Genomic DNA, 25094 nt, shown 5'->3' with positions numbered 1-25094 from the left:
ATTGTTCTATTATAATTCTATTACTACCATGGCGCAAGCTATCCCTTTTAGATGGGATAAGGATACCATAATATTTGAATATTTTCTTGAATCCATCAATATTTTTGATCCTCCTGTAAAATTAAATGAAGGTTTTCCCATATCATCCGTGGCAATTTCCATTTCATTGAAAACAAAATTTCCCATCATACCTGTACCAATAGCCTTTAACAAGGCCTCTTTTGCAGCAAACCGTGCTGCATAATTTTCTGCCTTATTGGTTTTACTTTCACAATATTGAATTTCTGATTCTGAAAACACGTATTCCCTGAAACCCCCTTCCTTGGCAATTTTTTCTGCCACGCGCTCTGTTTCTATCAAATCAATGCCTATGCCTGCAATCATTTTTTCTTATTATTTTCAATGTTGCATTTCTCTATTTGTGCAACAATATAATACTCTTCTGTTTTTGTAGCTATTTCCTTTTTTAAGGAAATCTCATAAAACTTTTTGGCATTTAAAAAATCTTTTTCCCTGAACATGTAATCTCCAGCCAATACATAAGTGTGGTAATATTCAGGATTTAGCTTTATAAGTCTATTTACATCAAAAGTTCCACCCTTTGTGATTTGTTCTTTCATTTTCCTGAACAGTAGAAATTGATTGTATTCTAAAGTATTCATAAAAGTATCGGCTTGTATTGTATTTAAGGTATCATATAGTTCACTGTTTTGGGTTAATCCTTTCATAGCAAAAAGCTCATTCAAATCATAAGAAACGAATTTTCCAAGCTGCCAGGGGGAAGTCGATAGCCAAACTTTTTTGGAATGCGGCTCAAAAACAATTGAATGATGACATATTAGCTGGTTGATTGCCTTTTCATTTCCAAGTCCTATAAATTCATCTCCTTTTCCCAACTGGTTTCTTAGTACTGAAACTGTTTGTTCAGGTGTGTTTTCGGGTATGTTAGCAAGCAATTCCTCTATGCGTTCATGGCGGTAAAGGGAAGCACTTTCAACTATATGTTCTTTATTGAGTTGCTGCTTTGCAAGGTATTCACTTTCGTAATGATTGGTACAAATAATATAATTACCCTCCGGGCTATAAATTCCTACAGTATCAGGAGTTATCTCTATGTTAACCGCTTTATTATCATAAGCAGAGGCTATAAGGAAAGATTCAGAAACAAATACCTTTCGCTTTTTGGCAATAACAATTGCTTCATCTATATTTTTTGCATACTGTAAAATCTCCCTTGCCAGCAGCGAAACAGGGGTTGCTGATTTTGATGGAATGTCTGATTTGGCAGCATTAAGAGTAATGCTAAGTCCTTCCATATTCATACCTGAAACAACTCCAGTCATTCCTCCCCATGTTACCATCATGAATTTATATCCCTGATCAGGATTGACGAAAAGGGCAATTTTGTTTTCTGCGAATTTATCTCCAACAAAAAAATCAAAGTTCCTGCCAACAATAAGCTTTTTATCTTTTGATTTATCATTCCAGGTAGCAAATGAAGAACAACCAACAAGGGCTAAATTCTGTAAAGCATGTCCTATATCATGTGCGGCATGGTAATTCATTATTCTTTGATAGGCAGGGCCTATATAATCAAATTTGGGTGAAGCCGATTTTGAAACCCCATAAATCTCAAGTTTATACTCATCCCTAATATTTTCATCCAAATCACGATTAAACCAGGCAATTAAATACTTTAGAAATCCTCTGTAAAAAGAAGAAGGTACCATTTTACATATTTGATCGTTAAATGCGTCCTCCTGTTCAAAAACCAGTTCACTGGAAAGTTTTCCATTTATCACTCCTCTTTCAAAAGCCTCTCCTTCAACATACATTTCCCAAATTCCGGTATTGCTTTTCCTGATCCAGTTGTTACCAATAACATAACTATTGGTGTCAATTTGTTTCCTTTCCAGTTCAAGGCTTGATAAATCATCAGGTATAGGAGCACTTACAAGGGCAACGGATAACAGATAAACAAATAAGGTTATTACCAGGACTACAAATCCTATTAAAATGTACAGAGGAAACTTGATCCATTTAGTCAATTTGGGCATCATCAACTTTTTTAATTATTTCGTCCATACCCAATAACACAGAGCAGGTAACCAGTGAGCTTATTGAAACTCCCAAAATTCCATGCAAATTAATGTTTTGCCCAGTCAATAAAAGATTTTTAATTTTTGTTCTTGGAGAAATAAATGTTTTAAGTGGTTCTTTATAATCTTTTGCAATTCCATAAATAGATCCATCATCCGTTCCCATATAATCACGGAAAGTAAGGGGAGTGGATGTGTAATAGTTCTTTATTGCATTTTTTAAACCAGGAAATTTTTGTTCAACAACATCTAGAAGTTTCTCGGCTTTCCTTTTTTTAAAGGCTTCATATTCTTCTCCTCTGCTGTTTGGATAACCAACAGTGTTAAAAGTATCTTTCCACTTTTCAACTTCCTCAAATTTCATATACCCCATAATTGTTATTCCTTCTGCGTATTGAGTGTCTTTTGGCATACCGGAATAAAACATGGCATAAAACAAGGGCCATGAATCATCCGTATGACTTGAACACTCCCAAACATCATCCTCCAGGTAACAATAATAATTTGTATTTACATATTTGAACATATTGGGTTTTAATGTAACATTTAAAATAAATGCAGAAATTGAATTTTCAAGGTTATTAATCCTGTTTCTATATGCCATTCGGATTACCTCTGAATCGGTTAAGGAAAGTGTTTTGGCAGGATGAATATTTGAAATGAAATGGTCTGCTTCATATCTGCTTCCATCTGCTGCCTCTGCATACTCCACCAATCCATGGTTATCAACTGAAAGTTTTTTAATTTCCGTTTTATTTTTAACACTTCCGCCATTGGCAAGAATAATCCGAGTAAGCAATTTGGCTATTTGAGAACCACCGTTGATAAGCCTGTAGGAACTTTCAATGTAGCTGTTTAATACCAGGGCATGCACATATAAAGGGGTTTTATCGCCAATTCCTGCATAAAGTGGATTGTTTCCACCTAAAACATTCTGTAATCTTGTGTTATTTGTAATGGAGCAGATAAAAGTTTTGGTATCAATTTCAAGATAAATTGATTTTTCCATGAAATCCCCTTGGCGTAAATTATATAAAGGAAATTTATCACAAATGTCACGAATTGTTTGGCAATATTTTTCTATAGCCTGTTCTTCTTCCGGGAAATCAGCAATTAACGATTTACTGAAAGTATCATAGCCCTGAGCATATTTATATTCCTTATTATCACTTCCGAAAACAATTTTATCAAAAGCATTTTCATCCAACTTTTCCATCCTCAATTTATCCATGATATCGAGGTATTTAAATATTTTAAAAAGGTTTTGGCCCTTTTCAAGACCTCCTATATAATGGACTCCTGAATCAAATACATGTTTATCCCTTGCATAGGTTTGCAGATTTCCTCCTATCTGCTTATTCATCTCAAGTACGGTGATAACATATCCCTCTTTTGCTAATATCGCACCACATATCAAGCCCCCAATACCGCTTCCAATAATTACAATTCTTTTTCCGCTCTCCATTTAAGCAATCTTTTTAAGTACAAAAACAACATTTGAAGTAAATTTAGAATTATCAATTAAGGATAATTCCAGAGAATGTTTTGCAGCCATATCATGAATTAATTGGGATGACAAAAAGGTTAAACCATTTTCACCTGTTTTATTAAAGCCCAAAATACGAGTAGAAAAAAGCTCCGTAAGTTTTGTTCCTTTATGCCTTTTTTCAAGCTCTTTAACCCCATCACGTATCAAAAGCATACCACCTTCAGAAACATTTTCAATGCAATTTTCCAATAAAACAATTTGATCTTCAGTCTTTAAATAGTGCAATACATCACTTAATACAATAGCATCATAACGCTCAAATTTAAATTCCAAGGCATTTCCTTGAGCAAAAGAAACATTTTTACCTTTAAGATACCCGTTTTGTGCTATTTCTATTTTATTGCCATCATAATCAATTCCTTTAACAATCCTTTGTGAAGATCGGTAACCCAGCATATATGCCATAAAACCATAACCGCACCCAATATCAAGAATTTTCCCTTGCTTAGGCAATAAGCGATCAAAAAGCTCATAATTTTTCTCCAGGCCTACCTTTACGCGCATATACCACTCTAAAATTGGGCCTTTATACAAATAATTACTAAACAACATTCCTTTAAAATAAGTTGTTGTTTCTATATCTGCACTTAATTCAGCATATTGCTGCCTAAAATACCTTCCAATTAGTTTGGCCCTTTCTGAATAATTTGCTCCGAAAGTGAGGTCTCCAGGTTTAATTCGTGGTAAAACCTTCAAAGTCAATTTGCTGTTTTTCAAATAGAAATGGCCTTTAGTCATGGCATAATTAGCGCCATGTATAACAATTGGCAAAATATCGAGCTGCAATTCCTGTGCAAGAAAAAAAGCACCTTTATGAAAACGACCAATATTCCCATGTACAGATCTTGTGCCTTCTGGAAATATAACAATTGAATACCCTTCATTTATTCTCTCTGAAAATTTAGCAATCGTATTTTCAGCTCCTTCTGCAACAGGATAATAATCTGCCATTCTTACTGCAAGGCCAAACACAGGTGAATTCCATACCCATTTGTTGGTTACTAGTATTAATTTAGGATGAAGCATCACCAATAAAAGTATATCTAAAAAAGAAGAATGATTTGCAATAACAACAGCAGGTTTGGAAAAATTTTCCTTGTAATCATTAATGACTTGTTTGTTTACATTAATCATCATATAGATTAAAGCTCGTGCATAGCCACTTAACATTTTATGATAAAAATGCTTTTTAACAGCCTTTTTTATTGGAATTAGATTAAAAAGAAGAAAGCCGAAAACACCAAGAAAAAGAGAACCAAAAACAAAAAAGCCAAAAGCGAATATTGATTTAATAATATTAAAAAAGGTGTAAGGCTCATGCTTTTTATTCGTAGGCTTTGTAATTAGAGCATTAAACAAAACAGGTTGGAGGGTTTGTGAAACAATCCAAACGCACAATATTCCAATTATTGAAACTAAAGCAATTGAATTAAGTGCAGGATGTCTGGCGAAAACCAAAACACCAAGGCCAACTATTGTTGTTATAGCCGAAAGAGAAATTGAGGTGGTAATTGATTTTATGTTTTTTACTTTCCTTGCATATTCTTGCTGAAGCCCATCTGTTGTAAAAATGCAATAATCATCGCCTAGTGCAAAAACAAGGGTTGAAAGCACAATGTTTACAATATTGAATTTTATCCCCAGCAAGGCCATTATTCCCAAAATCCATATCCAGGAAACAACCATTGGAATAAAGGTAACAAGTGCAAGTTCAATTCGGCCATAAACAAGCAGTAGGGCAAGAAAAACCAACAAGGAGGTCCACAGTGTTATGAAATTAAAATCTTCACTTACAAGATCCATCAATTTATCTGTTACATATTGACGGTCAAATACAATTACATCGGGAAGAAAAGATAAATTATCATAAATTTCACTTACCTGTTCCGGAGTGGTTTTTACTAATCCTATCAAGGAAAAATGTCCGTTTTTTTCTTCGATAAAATTATTTAAAAATGCATCTTTCAATACTTTTTCATCCCCTGAGGAAAGAAGATTGAATTTTTTGTTAGTAAGGGTTTTAAATGGAATAAAAGCAGATTCCTTGAATTGGAATTCAGCTCCCTGCTTAACCATTGCATTATAAACAGTATTTCCTTTTTCAGCACTCCAGTAGTTTTCCCATTTCTTAATCCGCTTTAACTGCTCTTGTTTGGAGGGCAATAATGCCGAAACATTTACATAGGATTTAATCTTGCCCTTTTCTTTCAATTTTTCTAGAACTGGCAAGGTCTTTTCATTTTCAATAAGTGCTTGATCAAGGGATTTTCCTTTTGTAATAACAAACACCGATTTTTGATAATAGGAACTAATACTGTTAACTTTATTTTCAGCATGTTTAACCTGGGAAGACATATAATTAATCTTATACATGTCGGTTTCAAATTGCACATCTTTAGCAAAATAAAGGAACAAGGGTGTAAGGCCTAAAAACATACAAACTAACAATTTGTTACCTTGTATTTTGCTCAATAGAGTTTGAAACAATGAATTATCTGAAATTTCAGCATGTGTATCAACTGTTTTCTCCTTCAAAAAATGAGGTAAAAAAAGTAAGGATGCCAAAGCTGCCCCCATTAGGCTAAAAGCTGCAAAAAGACCTAAATCTCTTAATACCGGAGCTTTCACGAATTGAAGGCAAAGAAAACCACCAATTGTTGTTAAACTGCCTATTGTCATTGGAAATGACAATTCCTTTATGACAACTTTAGGATCGGGATGATGATGAAAATGAGTTAAAAAGTGAAGCGAATAATTTACAGCAATACCTAAAACCAATGATCCTGCCCCAAGAGATATTACGGATATATTTCCCTTAATTAAATAAATACAAGCCAAGGCAAATAGAGCTCCAAATACAACAGGAATGAGCATTAATAAAGGCGCGGATAGCTTTCTGAAAAACAAAACCACCATTAAAACCAACAAAATAATTGTAATTGAAACAGTTAATATTGTATCCGTTCTTATTTGTTTTGCATTTCCAGATGCAACTACAGGGGCGCCAAAATAAACAAGTTCAAATTCGCTTTCAGGGGTTATCACCTTAGAGATAAGCTGATCCATTTTAATGAAAAATTCAGCATTTTTACCCGTTTCTGAGGAAGGGAATTTAGGATTTATAAATAAAAAAAGACTGTATCTGTCTTTGGTTACAAAATGCTGATCATACAATTCAAACTGCTCATCAGCCTGAAAACTGTTTAGTTTTTTATATGCTAAAAAATTAAGGCCAAGGGGATCATTTAGAATGAATTTTTTCAAACCTATTCCTGCAGGTCCTGTTAGGGTTTGATAATTGTACTTTACTTTTTCCCGTATTCCTTCTGAACTTATTATCGAATCTATTTTTAAATAATCCTTGTCATCCAGAAATAAAGGAAGGTTATTATCAATAACTTCTAGCAAGTCTGATACATCATTATCATCGGCAGTATAATTAACCGATTCAATATACTCTGCTAATTCTTCATTTAAACGATCTGCAAAAACATCCGCCAACTCCACCATACTATCAGGCAAGGCAGGAGAAAGGGTATCTTTTTTAGTAATGCAAACCATAATTCGATCAGAGAATTTGGAATTCTCTAAAAAGCTAGCTAACTGCTCAGAATCCTTATCTTTTGGGAGCATTTGCATAATATTTTCCTGCAATTGTATTTTTGAAGCAAAAAACATCAGGGAGGACACAATACATGCAAACACAAAAAACAAAAGAAATTTTTTGTGTTCGAAAAACTCATATAGGGCTATGAACAAATTACTCATTATCAATTCTGATTTTCTTTTTCTTAAAAAAAGTCAACAATACATACACTATTGACCCAAAGAATACAGCGGCCATTACAGCAAGGGTAATACTTCCGTAAACATATTGCATAAAATTCAAATGTATTGTTTCCAAAGTTATTTTTTCTGTAAAAATTAACGAAGTAAAACTTTCACCCACCCAAATATGACCCATTTTATAACTCAAAAAAACAATTACAGGAATCATTGGGGGAATACTGATGTTTGCACTAATTATGACCAAAGCTTTATTAAGCCTTAACAAAATTGCCAGAAATATAGCAATTACAAGTTGAAACCCCCAAATAGGAACAATTCCCATAAATACACCGAATGCCACAGAGGATGCGGTTAACAAGTTTGATTCATAGGGATTGAAAATTTGATTTTTCAAACTGCTATAAGTTGATCTTTTAAAAATTCCAAAGAAAAAATTACGCGGGTTTATATATACAAAAGTGATAATTACAAGAATAGTATTCAAAACACTGATTTTCGAAAAATCTGTAAAGGGTCGAAAATGAGAAACGCGCTCTCCATCAGGTGCGTAATAAACCTGTACTGGAACTGATTCAATTTTTATCCCTTTCCATGCCGCTCTAACAATTACTTCAATTTCAAATTCAAATTTCCTGGAAAAAAATTTAATTTCCTTTAGTTGAGTAAGCGGATACAAACGGTAACCCGACTGAGTATCGGGAGCTTTTATCCCTGTTTCCACCCAAAACCAAAAATTAGAAAATTTATTACCGAAACTACTTTTTCCAGGAACTGAGTCCTGGTCCATATTGCGCGCTCCTATTATCAGAGAAGTTCCAATGTTTTCAAGCTTTTCAATAAATTGTGGAAGATCCTTTGCAAAATGCTGCCCATCTGAATCTATGGTAATGGCCTGGTCAAATCCTTGCTCAATAGCAAATTCGAATCCTTTTCGAAGTGCCCAGCCTTTGCCAACATTATTTCTGTAATTTACCTGTTTAATGTCTTTATATAAAGCAAGTATATCGGATGTTCCATCTGTGGAGCCATCATTTACTACTATAACATTATCAGTATATTCCAAAACATCATCTATTACTTTTTTAAGCGTTGTTGCATTATTATAAGTAGGAATGATTACACAAATCTTGTGGTCAATGAACTTTTGCTGATATGGTTTTACTAAGTCCATAAATTAATTGTACACTGCTCTCACAATTTTAAAATATGGAATTGCATTTACAGAAATAATTCCATCCGCTATATAAGTACCGGTTTCAGATGATGTATATTTAACTTCTACATCTACATCTACCTGGTTTGTTTCGGTGGGATTTATAAGGGATAAAAATTTAATGTTTGAAGCACTTTTAAGATTTAGTTTTATTCGCAATTTATCCTGCAAGAGTTCTTTTATTATCTGCATCATACAAACTCCCGGAACAATAGGGAGACCTGGAAAATGGCCTTCAAATATCTCATGTTCCTTGTTAATAATAATTGACCACTGAAAAGAAGATACATCTTTTTCAAGGGAAGAAACTACTTTGTAGAAAGTGTCTTTAAGCATTATCTTTCAAGTTGTTTTAAACTAATATTAAATTCAAAGGTTTGATGTGCAATGTAAATAGAATCTGCCATTCCACCTTTATAATCCGTTAAATTTATAATGAGTTTTTTTTGCTTTTTAGATGCATTTTCAATTCCTATCAATTGAGTGCATGTTTTATTAGTTAAGTAATATGTTTGCTCCCTGCCCGAAAAAAATCCAAAATAATTTTGATTGTCTTTATGTAAAATTTTGGCAGTTGAAACATCAATGTTGTGCATTATTACTAGGCCAATGTCTTTTTTCAGCTGTTTTATTACTGCTTTTCTATCTAAATGTTTAATACAATGTATAACCTTGAAACCTGATTCAGCATATTCAAAATCGAAAAATTTAACTCCCATTTCATTTGAAAAAACAACTCTTGTGGTATTATCCGGCATTTTTTTAAACAATAACAATCCGCTTAAATGTTTTCCCACAACATTTACATGTGCCATATAAAGCACGGAGGTGAAATTTGGTTTTAAATTACCAAGACAGGATGAATTTTCAGAAGAAGCCTGCAGATTCTGGTAAGGGGATTGAAAACAACCAAGCAAAAAACAACAAATACTAATTAATAATAAATTCCGCATCAGGAATATTTACATTAAATTCTTTATTTAAAAAAGTAATAACAGTATTGTCTCCAGTAGGCTCTAACATGTCCATTTTATAAACTGAAATATCATTTTTATCTAAATAAATACTGATGGTTGTGAAAAATTCTTTCAACTCTTTTTTCTGGGGAGTAAGAACCAAAAGGAAATATTTATCATTTTCAAATATCTTTGAAGAGAAATCTTTATTCATTAGGGCTGTTCCCTGTACGCAATCAACAACAATATTATTGATAACTGCAAAGAGTTTATTGCTTTTGGAGGAGAATGAATTTGTTTTCTGTTCATCCTTTATCATCACCTTGTCCTGATTGATAACCATTAAATATTTAAAAGGTAACTTATATTCCATGCGTACCATATTTTGCTTTTTAAAAGCAAATTCACCCTTGGAAACTATTTTTTCTGATAATACACTAAGGTTCTTTTCCTGAACGAAATTGCTCCTTATGCTTTGAGTTGCATTAGCGGAATTGGCAAGTTTTTTTTTAAAACCCTCCACATCGGACACAGCTTTATAGCCATCAACTTGAGCATTTGCATTAAAATACAAACAGGAGAAAAAAATTAATACAATGGTTTTTTTAAACATAAGCCTGAATTTTCAATAATCGATCCAATCTTACAAATTTGAATCCTTTTCTACTAACAGAATCAATAATTTCCTGTAAACACTCGGCTGTAACATCAGCTGAATCATGCATTAGTAAAACATCTCCTGGTTTTATATTATTGTTTATTTTATTAACCAATCTGTTTTTATCTTTAATCGTTGTATCCATTGACCTAAGACTCCAACCAATTGGTGTAAGCCCACCCTGCTTTATAGCCTTAGCCAGAACAGGGGTAGTTACTCCATAAGGTGGTCGAAACAAAGCTAAATTTTTGTGAATTATGGCCTGAGCAATTTTGTTTGTTTCCCTTAATTCACCCAACATTTTATTTTTAGAAAAAAGGTCGAAAAAAAAATGATGTGAATAACTATGGTTCCCTATTATATGGCCTTCTTCATTAATTCTATGCACAAGTGAATTGTTAATGTTCATGCGCTTTCCAATACAAAAGAATGCAGCCTGTATGTTATTCTTCTTCAAAATATCGAGTATAATGGAAGTGTTTTTTTCTACAGGTCCGTCATCAAAGGTCAATGCAACTTCCCTTTGATCAGTGTAAGCTTTGCAAATAATAGGAATATGGAAACCAGAACCTATGTAATAGGAACCGAAAAATAAAATTGCAGCATACGCTCCAACTGTCACAATAAATAACCAGAGTGGGACAAAGCTTAAAAAATCAACAAATAAAAGTGCTCCTATCAAAACTGTAAAAAGAATGGTAGAATTCCTACAGGTTAACATGAAGAAAGTAAAATAAGTGAATGATGAATTTTTTTATAGTGATTATAAATCAATATATTTTCAATCTTTTGTTCAGAATTAGGTGCAGTGATAAATTCTTGTGGAAGTCGTTTATTTTTGATTATAACAGCGGCTAACCACATTGCAAAAGCTGCAGAGGTAGCGTATTCTCCACATAAATGCTTGTATTTTAAAACCTTACTTTGCATGCCCAATGAATTTACAACTGTACTTGTAGTATTATCATCCTCCAAATCGCCATTGTATGCTGAAATTAAAACATTCGGTTCTTTAATTCCATTTTCTTTTAGCATTGCCAGAGCTTTTTCGCAAACTTGATCAGATGAAGTAAAAGAGATGGTTTTTATTGCTTTTATCTTGGCATAACAAGTGTTATCGGGTTTGTTAACCAGTGAAAAAAATGCGGATCCTTCTCCTGCTATAGACCCTTTGGATGTGCTTTGATATAAATTAGCTGTGTTTAATCCTTCTGATTGTTTAACATGTCCCAGCCGCTCCAATATTTTAAAACTTGTGTTGGTTAATTCATCAATTCCACCCACCAGTGCATTAGTTATGGATCCTTCCTGCAAAAGCATTATTGCATCAATTAATGCACTTTCAAAGGAAATATTTCGGTGTACATAGGTACTGTTATAACCTCTGCATTCAAACAATAAAGCAATTTGAGAGGCAATTGTATTGTGGGTAGAATGTATAAAAGCTGTAGGGCTCAACATATCTTCTTTGTATTCCACCATTTTAGATAAAAAGGTGGAAGTATCTTCCAAACAGCCCAAGGCTGTTCCAACAATTACTGCTTCTGGTTTTTGCAAACCTGCGTCTTTCATGGCAAGCATTGATGAGGCAACTCCCATTTTAATAACCCTACTCATCCTGCGAATTTGTTTTGCATCTACAAAATGAGAATAGTCAGGTTCGATACATTTTAGTCTGTTTGCCTCAAAGGAAGTGAAAGCATTTTCAATAGTATTTCCATCAAAAGTTCTTTGAGGAGATATGTTTCCCATGCCTTTAATAAAAACGTCCATATTTAAGCTTTTGAAAATATCAGAGAAGTACAATTACCGCCAAAACCAAAGGAATTTGACAAGACGTGATTAATTTCAAGATTTTTTTGAAAACTGGTTTCTGGTTTAATATGTAAATCCTGAATTGTTTCTTTGAAATTAAAATTTGGAAAAACGAGTCCTTTGCTAATTGCTAATGCAGCAAAAACAGCTTCAACTGCCCCGCTGGCGCCTAAAGTATGACCGGTAAAAGATTTAGTGGAACTTAATTTTGGATAATCAGGATGAAAAACCCTTTCTACTGCTTTTCCTTCTGCATTATCATTATTTTGGGTACCGGTTCCGTGCATATTGATGTAACTAATTTCTGAAGTTTTTAAATTGCTCATTTTTAAAGCCCCCATCATTGCAAGGTAAGGACCGTTTCCTTCATCGGAGAGTGCTGTTTGATGAAATGAATCATTGGTATTGCAGTATCCGGTAAGTTCACATAAAGGTGATGCTGAAAAAGCTTCAGCTGCCTTTTCACTCATTAAAACCAAATAAGCTGCACCTTCTCCAAGATTAAGTCCTGCCCTTGTTTGATCAAGTGGCCGGCATTGTTCTCTATCTACAATCATTAGGGAATTAAAACCATTTAGCGTAAATCTGGTTAGTGCATCTACTCCACCTGCCACAACAATATCCAGCTGTCCACTTTTAATGAGCCTTCCAGCCAACATAATTGCATTAGCAGACGATGAACAGGCGGTGCTAATGGTTGTTACAAAATCGTTTATACCTAGTTTTTCAGCCACAAAGTCAGTATGTTTTCCACAATCGTGTAACATAACATCGCGAAGATTCCCTGTATTATTGTCTTTTAAAAAATCCTGGAAAAAAAATTCTGTTTTATCCATTCCTCCAACAGAACTAGCAGAAATAAAACCAATTTTGAATTTCTTTAAAACATCAGTTAAAAAGGGAGAAACGGCTTGTTTTGCAGCGTAGTAGCTAAGCAAAACAGTACGGCTTAAATTCTCATTGAGCCCAGTAAGTTCACCTAACTCTTGGTTACTCATTTTAACCTCAGCCAAGGGAAACTCACTTTTATGACGGGTTGTAAGGTGCATGGCAGAACTAACTCCTGATTGATGTTTTTCAAAACTCAAAAGGGTTTGCTCTATATCGTTACCAATGGCAGAAATAATACCTGCACCTGCAACATATATACGTTTATTCATTTAAGAATTATTTCTTATTGGCCATTATGTAATTGGCCATAGAACTAACGGATTTAAAAACAACAGGTCCTTCCTCAGCCCTGGCTAATTTTATCCCATAATTTTGTTGAAGCAATACGATTAATTCGAGTGCATCTATTGAATCCAATCCAAGGCCCTCAACAAATAAGGGCTGGTTATCGCCAATATCTTCAGGCTTAATGTCCTTTAAATTTAATTGTTCTATAATCTGAACTTTCAGATTTTGTATTAATTCATTCATCTTTATAATGTATTATATAATAATTCAACGTTTTTCACAGTAAATGGTATCAGTTCTTTTTGTTCATGCGAATCCACCAAAAATAAAAAGGACTTGTAGCTGCCCTCCAAAATTTCAATCCAACCACAAATACAGGCATCTACAATACCTGCTTTTAAAAGGCTACCTACGTAATCAACCTGGGAAGGGATATCATAACTATTAGAAACAAAAAAAGTGTTTTCTCCTTTTATTCCGTTCTTAATACAAATTTCCCCTATCACTATGTTTGGCAGCGAATATACAAAAATGGCAGGACTAGCTATACCTTTTTTTACCAAATTATTGTATTTAATATCTGTATCCAGACTTGAATTTTTATTTGACAAAACAATACCTATTTTATTTTCATCATAGATTTCCTTTAAAGGCATTTCTTTCAATAACACTTCAGAAGTAAGAAAACCAAGTTTTGAAAGATTATCCATTTTGTGATATTTCGGATAAGCAATCTTATAAATGCGGTAAATTTCATCCGAAAACTCTTCAAAAGAAAAGCTGGGAAGATCAAACAGCAAATGGCCATTTTGATGTACCATATTATTGTTAATGCTGCTATAACGCTTTATACTAAACATGTTGTGATTTTCTCTTTTTGATTCCTTGCAAAATTAAAATTTAATTTAATTCAATTTTATTAGATTCTTTTGCATTAACTTGTTAGTTTATCTCTTTATCAAAGTAAATTAAACTATAAAAGCTAAGATTTATTTAATCCACTTGCCACAATTTTTTCTTAGCCGGGAAGTTTCAAAAAAATTTCATATTTAAAATTACTGCTGTCCGGTAAAAAAAATTTAGATTCCTCGATACACCCTGATGACAGGCTTTCCAAGAGTTTTAGTTGTTCTCACTTTCAATGTCATTCCGAACGAACGCAGTGTAGTGAGGAATCTTTCCTTTTTTACCGGACATTAATAATTTTTATAAAGCCCCTTGATTATTGATCAAGGGGCTTTATAAAAATTATTAGGGAAAAACCCGAAAAATAATGCAAATTAATTTTTCGTTTATTCTATTGATTTATTGTTTACAAATCAACTTTAATTAAAACATCCTGCTTTTTCTTTTTGTAAACCTCAAAGGCAAATTGCTTACGAGATAAGGGCAAAATACGACTCGTTGAAAACTGGTAGACAGGCTGACCTTTTTTTGCATCCTTAGCTAGTTTAACTGCTTTGAAATTTACAATTGATACCTTGGATACATTGCCAAAATCTTTATCCACCTTGTAAAGGGTTAAAAATCCCCCTGCTCCATCATGGTGCAATGCTGGAATTTCATTCATAGAAAGATCAAGGTTTTTTTCATTGTCAAGAAAAAGGAAATTATAATTATTATCTCCTGAAATAAATTTAAATCCCATTCCACCTTTACCATTTCCTCCTCTTTGACGTTTAGGAAGCTTTTGCATCCACGCTAATTCTCCTTTACTATCAATTTTTGTTACAAGAATATCATTATAATGGTAAACATAAGTTGTACGGCAATTTCCTTTTGAATTACAAGTTGTATGGGATGTAATAAAATGCTGTTCTCCAACCAATACAATGCTTCCATCATCTTCAAAATAAACATTCCTTAATTTAAGATTTTCAAATTCGGCAACAGCTTTTTCATCTTTTTTATTGTTTTTCTTCTGAATTTTTGCTGATTGATACATGTTAAGAATTTTAACAGGAATTTCATAAGAACGAATATCAATTACTTCACCTTTTTTATCAATGTTGCAAATAAGTATTCCATCCGTAGATTTAGAATTAATTCCTTTGTTATAAAAGCCTGCACATACCATTTTCCCTTTTGGAGATTCATAGAGCCAAACAGATTTAATAAACATATTATTAAGCTTAATAACCGATTTTTCCATTTCCTGGGTCTTAGCATTAACTTTCAACAATTCTATATGGTAATTTGGTTCATCGCTGTTTTTTTTTGCTTTTGGTTCAATATCTTCAAAAACAGTGGCAAGAATATATGTGTTACCTTTATTATCGATTGAATAATCAATATTATTCATCTTTTTTTCAGTATAGGGCATAACCACTTCCTGATTCCAAATAGGATCTAAATTATTACTAAAAACATACATGCCAATCTTATCAAAATTTTTAGCATCATTTTTAATATCCGGCTTTAAACGATAGGTAATCATAAGCTTAGAATAATCCTGAGAATATTGGAAATCAAACTTATCCACTATTCCTCCAAAAATCCAACCAAACCCACCAGATACAACTGCTGCAACTGAACCTGTTATTTTACCATTTACTTTTACCAATAATTTCTCCTTATCCATAAATTTTCCAGAATCGAAATCAATTTCACGACTATAAAGCTGTTCTTTTTTGTTGGCACCATCCCAAAGAGAATAAAACAGGTAATATTTATTATTTAATTCAAGAACCCTTTCAAGCGAAAAACCATCAGGCATTATACTTATATTGATTTTAGGCAGATTACTATTACTAGTGTTAAAACGCTGCATGAATACTTTTTTTCCATGAATTTTTACTGTCAAAATTTCATCGCCCTTGTTAAAATAATTTTTGCTTCCAGCATCCACAACAGGATAAGGGCTTCTCACAGTAAATTTGTCTTGTGAAAACAATCCCAGTGGAAGGATTAATAGAATTAAAATTAAAATGTTTTGTGTTCTCATATAAATTATAGTTTAAGATTAAAATATTCTATTTACAAGTTAATAATATATCAACATCAATAAATTCACAATGCAATTTTTCTAGCAAATAATATTAATAATTTTACAATATTAACAAAAATCAAAGATTAAATGAATAAATTCAGAATAAAAAATCACACTCTTGAAAATAAATAAAGGACATGATTTTCATGACCAAAATTATTGTAAATCAATATATTGTTAATAGAGTCCAGTTCATAAGTACCAATAAGTATATGTTCAGGTATTGTTTGGGTTTTTAAAATTTTTGCAGCCATCCACATTGCAAAACTACCTGATGTTTGATATTCTCCACAAAGGTGTTTAAAGTATGCAGCTGCACTGTTTTTTAAATAATTGTCTTTTAAAAAATTACTTATAGAATCCAAATTATTGTCTCCGTTAATTCCATATATTACAAGATCAATGCTCTTTATGTTTAAATTATTGTCTGCTAACATAAAGGAAATTTCTTTTTCTATGTCTTGTTGAGAGTTGGGTTTGTATATTGTTTTAACACCCTTTAGTTTTGCATAATTATTTTCATTTTCCTGGTTGCTTAAAACAAAAAAGGCCGCTCCCTCTCCTGCAATTGTACCAATGGTTTTACTATGAATTAATTCACTGCTTTTAATTTTTTCTTTTTTCCATAGATTTATGCGGTCATATACCAAAAAGTTTTTTTCTGTCATTTCATCTAATCCCCCAATTAGCACATTGTTTGCATTACCCTCAGCAATAAGCATCATAGCATCTAAAACCGCACTTTCAAAAGAGAATCCCTTATGAACATAAGTGAAATTGTAATTCATGCATTTTAACTGTAGCGCAATTTGGGCACTTACAGTATTTTGTATGGATTGAATAAAGGATGTTGGGGTTAAAAACAGTTCATCATCCTCAATAATGGCAGTTAAAAATTTCTCAGTATCCCCAAGACAACCTAAAGCCGTTCCAGTGATAATTGCATCTGGCATTTCTAACTTAGCATCTTTCAGGCAAATACTTGCTGCGGCAATACCCATTTTTATGATTCTTCCCATTCTACGAGCCATAACAGGATTTAAAAATTCCAGGTAAGAGGGTTCAATACAATGCAAAAAGTTGCTTTCTGTTTCAACTGGGTTTAAAAGAAAATTAGCTGTATTAAAGGTATTTTGGGGTGAGATAATTCCTGTACCTCGAATAAAAGCTTCCATAACTTATAGCTTTGAAAAAATTAAGGAAGAGGTGTTACCTCCAAATCCAAAAGAATTAGACAGAACATGATTTACAGACTTATTGGTAAGGAAAGATTTTTCAGGTGTAAAACAAAGTTCAGGCATGTTGTTACTATGATTTAAATTGGGATAAATGGTGTTGTATTTAATTGCTAAAACAGATAAAACGGCCTCAATTCCGCCTGCTGCTGCCAGTGTATGTCCGGTAAATGCTTTTGTGGAGCTAACAGGAGGCACATTATTACCAAAGATTCGTTCAATAGCCAGTCCTTCAGATAGATCATTTACTTCCGTACCTGTTCCATGAGCATTTATATAATCAATTTTGTTTGGACTTAACCCGCTAACCTGAAAGGATTTTTGCATTGCAAGAAATGCTCCAGCTCCATCTGGAGAGGAGGCTGTCTGGTGGAATGCATCATTTGAATTACCATAACCAGATAATTCACAAAGTATTTCTTTTTTCTTTGCTGATTTTTCTGATTCCAAAACAATAAAACCAGCACCTTCTCCTAAATTCAGGCCTTTACGCAAGCCATCAAAAGGTTTGCAGGGATCCTTATCCAAAATCTTTAAACTCAAAAAACCATTAATAGTATAACGCGAAAGGGAGTCAGTTCCTCCTACTACCACGCGGTCCAGCAAACCCATTTTTATTAAACGTGCACCAAACATAATTGAATTAGCGGAGGATGAACAAGCTGTACTTATGGTTGAAATATAATCTTTAATTCCAAGGTCATCAGCAATTCTTTCGGTACTATCACCACAATCAAGGGTAGGAATATACTCCAGGAATTCTCCTTTTTTCTGAATATCGAAATAGTCCTTATAATGATTTTCCACAATACCCATTCCACCAACACTTGTGGCTGAAATTATTCCTGTTCGGAATTCCTTAATATTATCAATCCCCGCACTTATAAGCGCTTCCCTGGCTGCATGGATACCAAGCAAGGAGGTACGAGTTTGTTTTCTTCCTTTTTGTAAACCCTTAAGCTGCATTAGCTGCTCATTCGAATTTTTTACTTCACCTACAGAAAGTTGATCTTTATGTCTGCTATTTACATAGCTTAAATTACCAATTCCCGATCTTTGATCTTTTAGTGATTTTAATGTTTCAGCAATGTTATTTCCAATAGCTGAAATAATCCCCACACCCGTAACATATACTTTTTCACTCATGTGCTGGGGCTTGGAGAATTATTTTTTTGACTGAATAAACTCAGCCATGGTACGAAGGGATTGGAAAACCTTTTTACCCTCTTGTGAATTTGTGATTTTAACCCCGTATTTTCTTTCCAATAACACGCTTAATTCTAATGAATCAATTGAATCCAGGCCAAGTCCTATTCCAAAAAGAGGAGTGTCGGGAGTGATGTCTTCTTTTTTTATGTCAACTAAATTAAGTTGCTCTATTATTTCTATTTTCAATTGCTCAATTAATGCTTCCATGATTATACTATTAATTTTTTTTTCTTGAAGTTTATCTACTTAAAATTCTTCTGAATCTGATTTAAAAATAAGGCGTATAAATGCTTAACTATAAATTTAATTTGGTACAAATGCTTTCTACTTATCTATTTAATTTAATTTGATTTTACTTTATTAAACAAATATGCAATACTAATGGTAAATAGGAAGAAAAGCAATAATTTGTATGCATAAGGCAGAATAGTTTCAACAGTTCCATTTTGAAGAAAGACATCATGAAAAGCGCTTAAACCCCAGTAAAGAGGGGAGAATTCAGCAAGGATTTTAATGGTCTCCGGCATTACATATACTGGCACCCAAATACCACCTAATGCAGCCAGTATAACTACTGAAACAGCACCAAATGTTGAAGACTGTTGGTGAGTGTTAAAAAAAGTTCCAATCATAACCCCATATCCTGTAGCGGCCAATGCACTGCATAAGGCAACAAGCAAAATGGCTGCAATACTAGATCCTATTACCAATTCAGGCAATCCCAGAATTGGCATTAAATAAATTCCCACCAAAAGCATGAGCATGCACTGTATCAAACAAACCAAAAGAAAGGCAACAACCTTTCCTGCCATAACGGTAACATAAGATCCAGGCATAGTGAGTATTCGAAGATAACTTCCATCTTCCCTTTCTTTGATAATGCTTCCAGCAAGGGTTATTACAATAAAAAACATACCAAATAAGGTCCACGCTGGTACATTGTGTTGTACAGAATTCAATTCCATTTTATCTCCGCTATATTCAGTGGCATCATATTCTCTGAAATTAACAAAATCACCAATTTCATTTTTTACATCAGGCAATTCTCCAGTTGATTCTCTTAAGGATGATTGAAAAAAATCCAAAAGGGTTTGTGTCTCCAGTTTTGATGAAACTTGTTTAATTGAACTTAAAACAGCATTCTTAAATGACTTTTTTATTGTAGGGGCGAAATAAACAAGGATATCCGAATTAATTTCAGAATTATTATTTTCCTTTTCCAATGTGTCAGAAATACCAACAGAATTCAAGGTTTCAGCAACAAAACGTTCAACTCTTTCATTCAATTGATCTGTGGCATTGTTAGGAATAATAATACCTATGTCATATTTTCCTTCGGCAATATCCTGTCTAGTTTCTTTTTCTGATTTGGTGGAATTACTTACTTCAAATATTTTTGAATTTATTAAACCGTCCTCAATTTTTTTACCCAAGCTTCCACTATCATTATTTACTAACAACAAGGGTATTTTAAATTCCTGGTAGTCCCGAAAAGGGCCATCCTGTATTAGTGCCATAATAGTAACAAGAGTCATGGGCATTAAAAACATTATGGCAAGCCCACTCCTATCCCTTATGAGTATGAGTAATTCCTTTCTTATGGTTGAAAATAATCTAAGCATTAATCTCTTAATTTTCTCCCCGTTAGTTTTAAAAACAAATCTTCCAAATTTTTACTCTTGTTTTGTTGAATTAAATCTTTAGGATTCCCTGTAGAAATTATCTTTCCCTGGTCAATTATAGCAATATGTGAACAAAGGTTTTCTGCCTCTTCCATTAGATGTGAGGTATAAACAATAGTTGTTCCCTGTTTGTTCATGTTTAATAAATACTCGGTAATAATATTACGTGACTGAACATCAATTCCAACGGTAGGTTCATCTAAAAATAAAATTTGTGGTTGATTTAGAATTCCTGCTATTAAATTAATCCTGCGTTTCATGCCGCCTGAAAAGGTTCCTACCTGTTTATTTATACTTTGTTCTAAACCAAAAATATTTAGGCATTCTGAAATTCGATGTTTTAAAGCATTCCCTTTTAACCCATACATATTGCCAATATACCTAAGATTTTCAAATGCAGTAAGGGTAGGATAAAGTGCAATTTCCTGTGGAACAATACTTATCATGTGTTTAATCTGGTTCTTATGATTTCCATAATGTAAACCATTAATTAAAACTTCTCCCTCTGATTGTTTAAGTAAGCCACAAAGAATAGATAAAGTAGTAGTTTTACCTGCTCCATTTGGCCCTAAAAGCCCCCATATCAATCCTTTTTCAATAGTAAAGGAAATATCATCAACGGCCGGAGTATGCACTCCTTTATAGATTTTTACTAAATGGCTGACTTGAATTGCACTGTTTGTGGTCATTACAAGGTGATTTTTTTAAGTTTATTAAAAATCTGCTCTTCACGAAAAGCACAATCCATAATAATATCAGCAAGTTTATCGTAGTTTTCTCCTGTAATAGCACGATCTTTGCAGATACGGGCAGCATTGTAAGCAAAATTACGCCAGCAATCACCTGTTTGAGTTACTTCTTTTGAAACCTCCATTAACCATTCCTGATTTAAGATAACTGAGGCTTCTTGTAAAAATGCTGCGAAAATAAAACGAAATCCAGCTCCACCAGTACCAATTTCTTCTTGCATCCGCACTATATTTCCCAAATAAAGTGCAGCTTTACGCTTATCCAGATTTTTTGGATACTGACGAATTTTTTTTGCAAGAAACCTCTCCCCCTTCACACCGAAAAGTGGAACAGGAATAGTGGTCATATCACTTGATGTTTTAATAATTCCATCAATAATTGGTTTGCGTAAATCAATATTTTGAGGCACATGAATAGGATAATACATTTTGCCATTGGGCGCCAAAGCGCCTTTTGCAAAACGTGCACGTTGTAAATCTTTTGATGAAATTTCAGAAACTGTTTCCATAACCGGATCACTCACTAAATAATTCCCATTGCTTTTTCCATATACTACAATATTGTGAGCATTAAAGTGAAAACGCAATGCGGAAGGCAAATAGGGCAAATAATAAACACTGGTTAAAAGACCTACTGGCATTCCTTTTTCCAACACTTTATCCAACTCATCCATTGCTTTTGCTTCATTTCTGAATGTCTGTCTTTTCATTTGAATTCCTAAACGCTTACAGGTGCGTTTAAAAATCATTCCTGGTAATATACGATAGGTTGTGCCTGGTATTCCATTCACTTTTAAAAATGGAATATGCCCGAAAAACAATCCAGAACCAATACCAAATATCATTGCTTCACTCAATTTCAATCCGTGATGAGCCAATAAATTAGAGGCCACGCCACTTTCGCAATGAGCTGATTGATTATGTATAAAATTTATATTCAATTTTTTTTTGTTAAATTTTTTAATCTGAATTCAATAGAATGCACCGAGGGAAAAGAGCATTAATCAATATTTAAAAGTTGTTCCTTAGTAATTTGAAAAGCATTTGCATATTTGTCCAATTGATTTTCAGACAATCGTTTAAAATTAGCAGGTTTCAAATGCATTTTTACACGAAACCCAAAATACCCGACATATTGAGCAAGCATTTTTATATCCAACATTTGCTTTTCCATGTAATATGCAATGGGGCTTAATTCATTAGCAAGAACACGTTTTCGAACACTTTCTACTTTTTCATTAATTTCTTCCCAAGCCTGCGATAATACAATGTTTTCAGGCTCCCAGCCTACTGTAGGGACTTGGGTATATTTCCCGTTTTCGTCAACAGCATATTTTAATACTTTTAATTTGCCTTCCAACACATTTGAATCATCCTGAGGGACTTTATCTTTTTCCATTATAAGTTAAATCTTAGACTGAATTTAAATCAAAACTATGGATATTTTTTTACTGAATTAGCAAACAGTAAGCAAAGCATTGGCATATGAAAAACGAGCACTTTCAGGAACAGTAAGTACTATTTTCTGTCCTTTTTTGAGTTTCCCAGAACTCATCAATTCTGCTAAAGTAACAAATATGGCCGCAGCTCCAATATTACCAACTCGTGTAAGATTTATAAACCATTTTTCTTGTGGAAGTTGAACACCAAATTTTTTCATTTCATCATCTACTTTTGAACGAAAAAACTCTGATGAAATGTGAGGTAACAACCAGTCTATACTTTGGGGATCAACATTGTGTTTTTTAAATAACTCTATGTATTTTCTTGTACCTAATTGGGCGATATGAGTTTCGAGAAGTCTTGTATCTTGACGTAAGGAGAAAAGGGATTTTGGCAGCCATTCTTTCTGCTCAAAAGTGGCCCAGCCTTTAATTTCTCCATCTTCAGTTTTTTCTCCTCCAGCATACATACAAGTTTCCACTTCATTTGCAAAAGAAACTATTTCAATCCATTCTATTTTCAAGGAAAGCTCATCACTATTTGGCTTATCTGAAATTAAAACAGCCGCTGCACCATCGGAAAGCATCCAACGTAAAAATTCTTTTTCAAAAGCCAATATGGGCCTCTCTTCCACCTGCTTTAATTTTGAAGCTTCTTCAGAAAAATTATTTGCCACCATCCATTGTGAGAGTTTCTCGGAACCCGTTGTAACAGCATTTGTTGTATAGCCCGTTAATACAGACATGTAGGCATACTTTAAGGCATTCATTCCTGCACAACATGAACCTGCAAAGGAAATGGCCTCTATAGGCTTTGATTTTAATTGCCCGTGAACCATAGATGCATGTGAAGGCAAAAGTTGATCAGGGGTTGTGGTTCCACATGTTAAGAGTTGAATATCGTCTAACTTAAAATCATTTGTTACTAAACCTTTAATTGCCTCATAAGAAAGTTGAGCATTGCTATATGTGCTTTTGCCCTGTTTATCAAGAGCATAGTAGCGATTTGTTATTTTATTATTCCTTAGAATAATTGGTTTTGATCTGGATTTGAAATCTCCTCCAACAAATCCAAGATATTGCTCCATTTCATCGTTACTGACAGGATTACCAGGTAAAAATTTGGAAATGCGGTTAATATAGACTGACTTATTCATGAATTAAAATAGGTTTGCTTTATAATGCTAAATTCTGCATTATGGATTAAACTCTTATGGGTATGGGTAAAGATAATAGTTTCTTTTATTACGTAGATAAGGAATATATAAAAAACTTCAAATTTATTACTAATAATGGGGATTTTAACTTCCTATACAGAAGAAATTACTAGTGAATCAAAGAATGGCGCTCAATTTCTTTTTTTATTTTTTTAGGAAATAAAACCGGAGCTAGTCTTGAAACTATAGTAATAATAGGAGAAAGAATCAAAATTGCTGTGGGTAATACAATTCCGAAAATACGAACACGTGTCCTTCGTTCCCTGCTATTAGAGGCTCCTTTTTTGGAAATGAAATTTGCATAAAGCGGAAAAAGCACACTTCCCCTTCCCTCCATGAGCATTAAATTTGATTTTATATTAATTGCTCCCTGGTTAATCAATTCCTGTTGTTGCTTTGAATAATCGCCACTTTTGAGGTTTTTCAGGATAATTTCACCAAAAATTCCAGCTAACAAATCAAGATCCTTATCTGAAACCCCATATTTAGGGAAAACACCTAAGAATTTATCTTTAACACCTCCCAAAGCAAAAGCCAGAACAGTAATAAGACTAACCAAGTTTGAAGCTTTGTCTACAAAAGTGATATTACCCACTAAATTAGCCTCAAGTTTTTTTAAATTAATTTTCATTTTTTGTTGAGCGTTTAGCCACATATTTCTGCAGGCTATAACTGTTACAACGGGTTTGTTTTTAAGTACTATTTTTGCTTGAGGAGTTTGTAAAAAAGAATTCACAGGTCTACTAATAGATAAAAACCAAGGCTGATAGGCAATAATAACTAAATCGAAATCTTCTTCAGGATTAAATTCAAAAGATTCCAGCTCACATGGAACTCCTTGAACCGTTTCAGGAAAAGCATCAAAAAACTCCATGTAACTCCAAGGGAAAGGGAATGGAATTTTCGGTTTCAGTTGTTCATAATACAATTGAACTTTGGCAATGTCTTCCAATGGTTTTAGCGTTGCCTTTAATGCTTTATTTAATTGACCAGATTGAGTATAATAAATGACCAATACTTTTTTCATCTGTATAATAAGTTAAATCGTTTGTTAATGTTCCTCCATAGAACCATGAATACTAAGCATTCGTATTTTAATTGTCATTCCATTCAACAGGGGCCAGGTTAAATTCATTTCTGTTGTTCACCTTTGTGCATGGCTATTTTATATGTGTTTTTTTAATTGTCATCCCGATTTATCTGGAGCCTTGATATATTCATTAGCGTTTGTGAACGGTGTGCATGGCTATTTCATAAATTAATTCCAGTAATCTAGGGGATTTTATTTTAGGTGAATTAATTAGGCTTATTAT

23 protein-coding genes are annotated in these 25094 nt (G+C 33.3%); all 23 read right to left on the bottom strand.

Going from position 1 to position 25094, the window contains the following annotated elements:
- Nucleotides 1–9: 9 nt before the first annotated feature.
- The 23 genes from acpS to H0V01_08920 all read right to left on the bottom strand — a co-directional run bounded on the left by acpS (nucleotide 10) and on the right by H0V01_08920 (nucleotide 24808).
- Nucleotides 10–384, bottom strand: coding sequence for a holo-ACP synthase (gene acpS, locus H0V01_09030; protein MBA2583511.1), 375 nt, complete (start codon nucleotides 382–384; stop codon nucleotides 10–12).
- Entirely contained in the window at nucleotides 381–2057 is a 1677-nt protein-coding gene (locus H0V01_09025; GenBank protein MBA2583510.1) for a peptidase C45, read from the bottom strand. The genes acpS and H0V01_09025 overlap by 4 nt, the downstream gene beginning before the upstream one ends.
- On the bottom strand, nucleotides 2041–3564 hold the full coding sequence (locus tag H0V01_09020) for an NAD(P)/FAD-dependent oxidoreductase (GenBank protein ID MBA2583509.1): 1524 nt from the start codon (nucleotides 3562–3564) through the stop codon (nucleotides 2041–2043). The genes H0V01_09025 and H0V01_09020 overlap by 17 nt, the downstream gene beginning before the upstream one ends.
- Nucleotides 3565–7416, bottom strand: coding sequence for a 1-acyl-sn-glycerol-3-phosphate acyltransferase (locus H0V01_09015; GenBank protein MBA2583508.1), 3852 nt, complete (start codon nucleotides 7414–7416; stop codon nucleotides 3565–3567).
- Nucleotides 7409–8608 (bottom strand): DUF2062 domain-containing protein, encoded by a 1200-nt coding sequence (locus tag H0V01_09010; GenBank protein ID MBA2583507.1) that lies wholly within the window; start codon nucleotides 8606–8608, stop codon nucleotides 7409–7411. The genes H0V01_09015 and H0V01_09010 overlap by 8 nt, the downstream gene beginning before the upstream one ends.
- Before the next feature lie 3 nt (nucleotides 8609–8611).
- Nucleotides 8612–8986 (bottom strand): 3-hydroxyacyl-ACP dehydratase, encoded by a 375-nt coding sequence (locus H0V01_09005; GenBank protein MBA2583506.1) that lies wholly within the window; start codon nucleotides 8984–8986, stop codon nucleotides 8612–8614.
- The gene (locus H0V01_09000; protein MBA2583505.1) at nucleotides 8986–9603 is read right to left on the bottom strand and encodes a hypothetical protein; all 618 of its coding nucleotides are present in this window, start codon (nucleotides 9601–9603) and stop codon (nucleotides 8986–8988) included. Before H0V01_09000 ends, H0V01_09005 begins: the two co-directional genes overlap by 1 nt.
- Nucleotides 9581–10219 (bottom strand): outer membrane lipoprotein carrier protein LolA, encoded by a 639-nt coding sequence (locus tag H0V01_08995; GenBank protein ID MBA2583504.1) that lies wholly within the window; start codon nucleotides 10217–10219, stop codon nucleotides 9581–9583. The genes H0V01_09000 and H0V01_08995 overlap by 23 nt, the downstream gene beginning before the upstream one ends.
- A complete protein-coding gene (locus H0V01_08990; protein ID MBA2583503.1) occupies nucleotides 10212–10886 on the bottom strand; it encodes a polysaccharide deacetylase family protein in 675 nt (224 codons plus the stop codon). Before H0V01_08990 ends, H0V01_08995 begins: the two co-directional genes overlap by 8 nt.
- Nucleotides 10887–10978: 92 nt before the next feature.
- A complete protein-coding gene (locus tag H0V01_08985; protein MBA2583502.1) occupies nucleotides 10979–12037 on the bottom strand; it encodes a beta-ketoacyl synthase chain length factor in 1059 nt (352 codons plus the stop codon).
- Between the two features lie 2 nt (nucleotides 12038–12039).
- On the bottom strand, nucleotides 12040–13239 hold the full coding sequence (locus tag H0V01_08980; protein ID MBA2583501.1) for a beta-ketoacyl-[acyl-carrier-protein] synthase family protein: 1200 nt from the start codon (nucleotides 13237–13239) through the stop codon (nucleotides 12040–12042).
- A 7-nt stretch (nucleotides 13240–13246) separates the two neighbouring features.
- Complete coding sequence (locus tag H0V01_08975; GenBank protein ID MBA2583500.1) at nucleotides 13247–13501, bottom strand: acyl carrier protein; 255 nt, start codon at nucleotides 13499–13501, stop codon at nucleotides 13247–13249.
- Nucleotides 13502–13503: 2 nt separating this feature from the next.
- Nucleotides 13504–14118 carry a 3-oxoacyl-ACP synthase gene (locus H0V01_08970; protein ID MBA2583499.1) on the bottom strand — a complete coding sequence of 205 codons (615 nt, stop codon included), beginning with the start codon at nucleotides 14116–14118 and terminating at the stop codon, nucleotides 13504–13506.
- A gap of 452 nt (nucleotides 14119–14570) precedes the next feature.
- Nucleotides 14571–16202, bottom strand: a complete 1632-nt coding sequence (locus H0V01_08965; protein MBA2583498.1) for a hypothetical protein — start codon at nucleotides 16200–16202, stop codon at nucleotides 14571–14573.
- 155 nt (nucleotides 16203–16357) lie between these two features.
- Entirely contained in the window at nucleotides 16358–17422 is a 1065-nt protein-coding gene (locus H0V01_08960; GenBank protein ID MBA2583497.1) for a beta-ketoacyl synthase chain length factor, read from the bottom strand.
- A 3-nt stretch (nucleotides 17423–17425) separates the two neighbouring features.
- Nucleotides 17426–18628, bottom strand: a complete 1203-nt coding sequence (locus tag H0V01_08955) for a beta-ketoacyl-[acyl-carrier-protein] synthase family protein (GenBank protein MBA2583496.1) — start codon at nucleotides 18626–18628, stop codon at nucleotides 17426–17428.
- An 18-nt stretch (nucleotides 18629–18646) separates the two neighbouring features.
- Nucleotides 18647–18898 carry an acyl carrier protein gene (locus tag H0V01_08950; GenBank protein ID MBA2583495.1) on the bottom strand — a complete coding sequence of 84 codons (252 nt, stop codon included), beginning with the start codon at nucleotides 18896–18898 and terminating at the stop codon, nucleotides 18647–18649.
- A gap of 134 nt (nucleotides 18899–19032) precedes the next feature.
- Nucleotides 19033–20313, bottom strand: coding sequence for an ABC transporter permease (locus H0V01_08945; protein ID MBA2583494.1), 1281 nt, complete (start codon nucleotides 20311–20313; stop codon nucleotides 19033–19035).
- Nucleotides 20313–21062 (bottom strand): ABC transporter ATP-binding protein, encoded by a 750-nt coding sequence (locus H0V01_08940; GenBank protein MBA2583493.1) that lies wholly within the window; start codon nucleotides 21060–21062, stop codon nucleotides 20313–20315. The genes H0V01_08945 and H0V01_08940 overlap by 1 nt, the downstream gene beginning before the upstream one ends.
- Nucleotides 21062–22063: a BtrH N-terminal domain-containing protein gene (locus tag H0V01_08935; GenBank protein ID MBA2583492.1), complete on the bottom strand. Its 1002-nt coding sequence runs from the start codon at nucleotides 22061–22063 to the stop codon at nucleotides 21062–21064. Before H0V01_08935 ends, H0V01_08940 begins: the two co-directional genes overlap by 1 nt.
- A gap of 59 nt (nucleotides 22064–22122) precedes the next feature.
- A complete protein-coding gene (locus H0V01_08930; GenBank protein ID MBA2583491.1) occupies nucleotides 22123–22521 on the bottom strand; it encodes a hypothetical protein in 399 nt (132 codons plus the stop codon).
- Between the two features lie 57 nt (nucleotides 22522–22578).
- Nucleotides 22579–23721 carry a beta-ketoacyl-ACP synthase III gene (locus tag H0V01_08925; GenBank protein MBA2583490.1) on the bottom strand — a complete coding sequence of 381 codons (1143 nt, stop codon included), beginning with the start codon at nucleotides 23719–23721 and terminating at the stop codon, nucleotides 22579–22581.
- A gap of 169 nt (nucleotides 23722–23890) precedes the next feature.
- Nucleotides 23891–24808 carry a dialkylresorcinol condensing enzyme DarA gene (locus H0V01_08920; protein ID MBA2583489.1) on the bottom strand — a complete coding sequence of 306 codons (918 nt, stop codon included), beginning with the start codon at nucleotides 24806–24808 and terminating at the stop codon, nucleotides 23891–23893.
- Nucleotides 24809–25094 lie beyond the last annotated feature (286 nt).

It is taken from the genome of Bacteroidota bacterium (assembly GCA_013696965.1).
GTDB lineage: Bacteria > Bacteroidota > Bacteroidia > JACCXN01 > JACCXN01 > JACCXN01.
The sequence above is the reverse complement of the archived record's forward strand: the minus strand, read 5'-3'. Positions and strand labels throughout refer to the sequence as shown.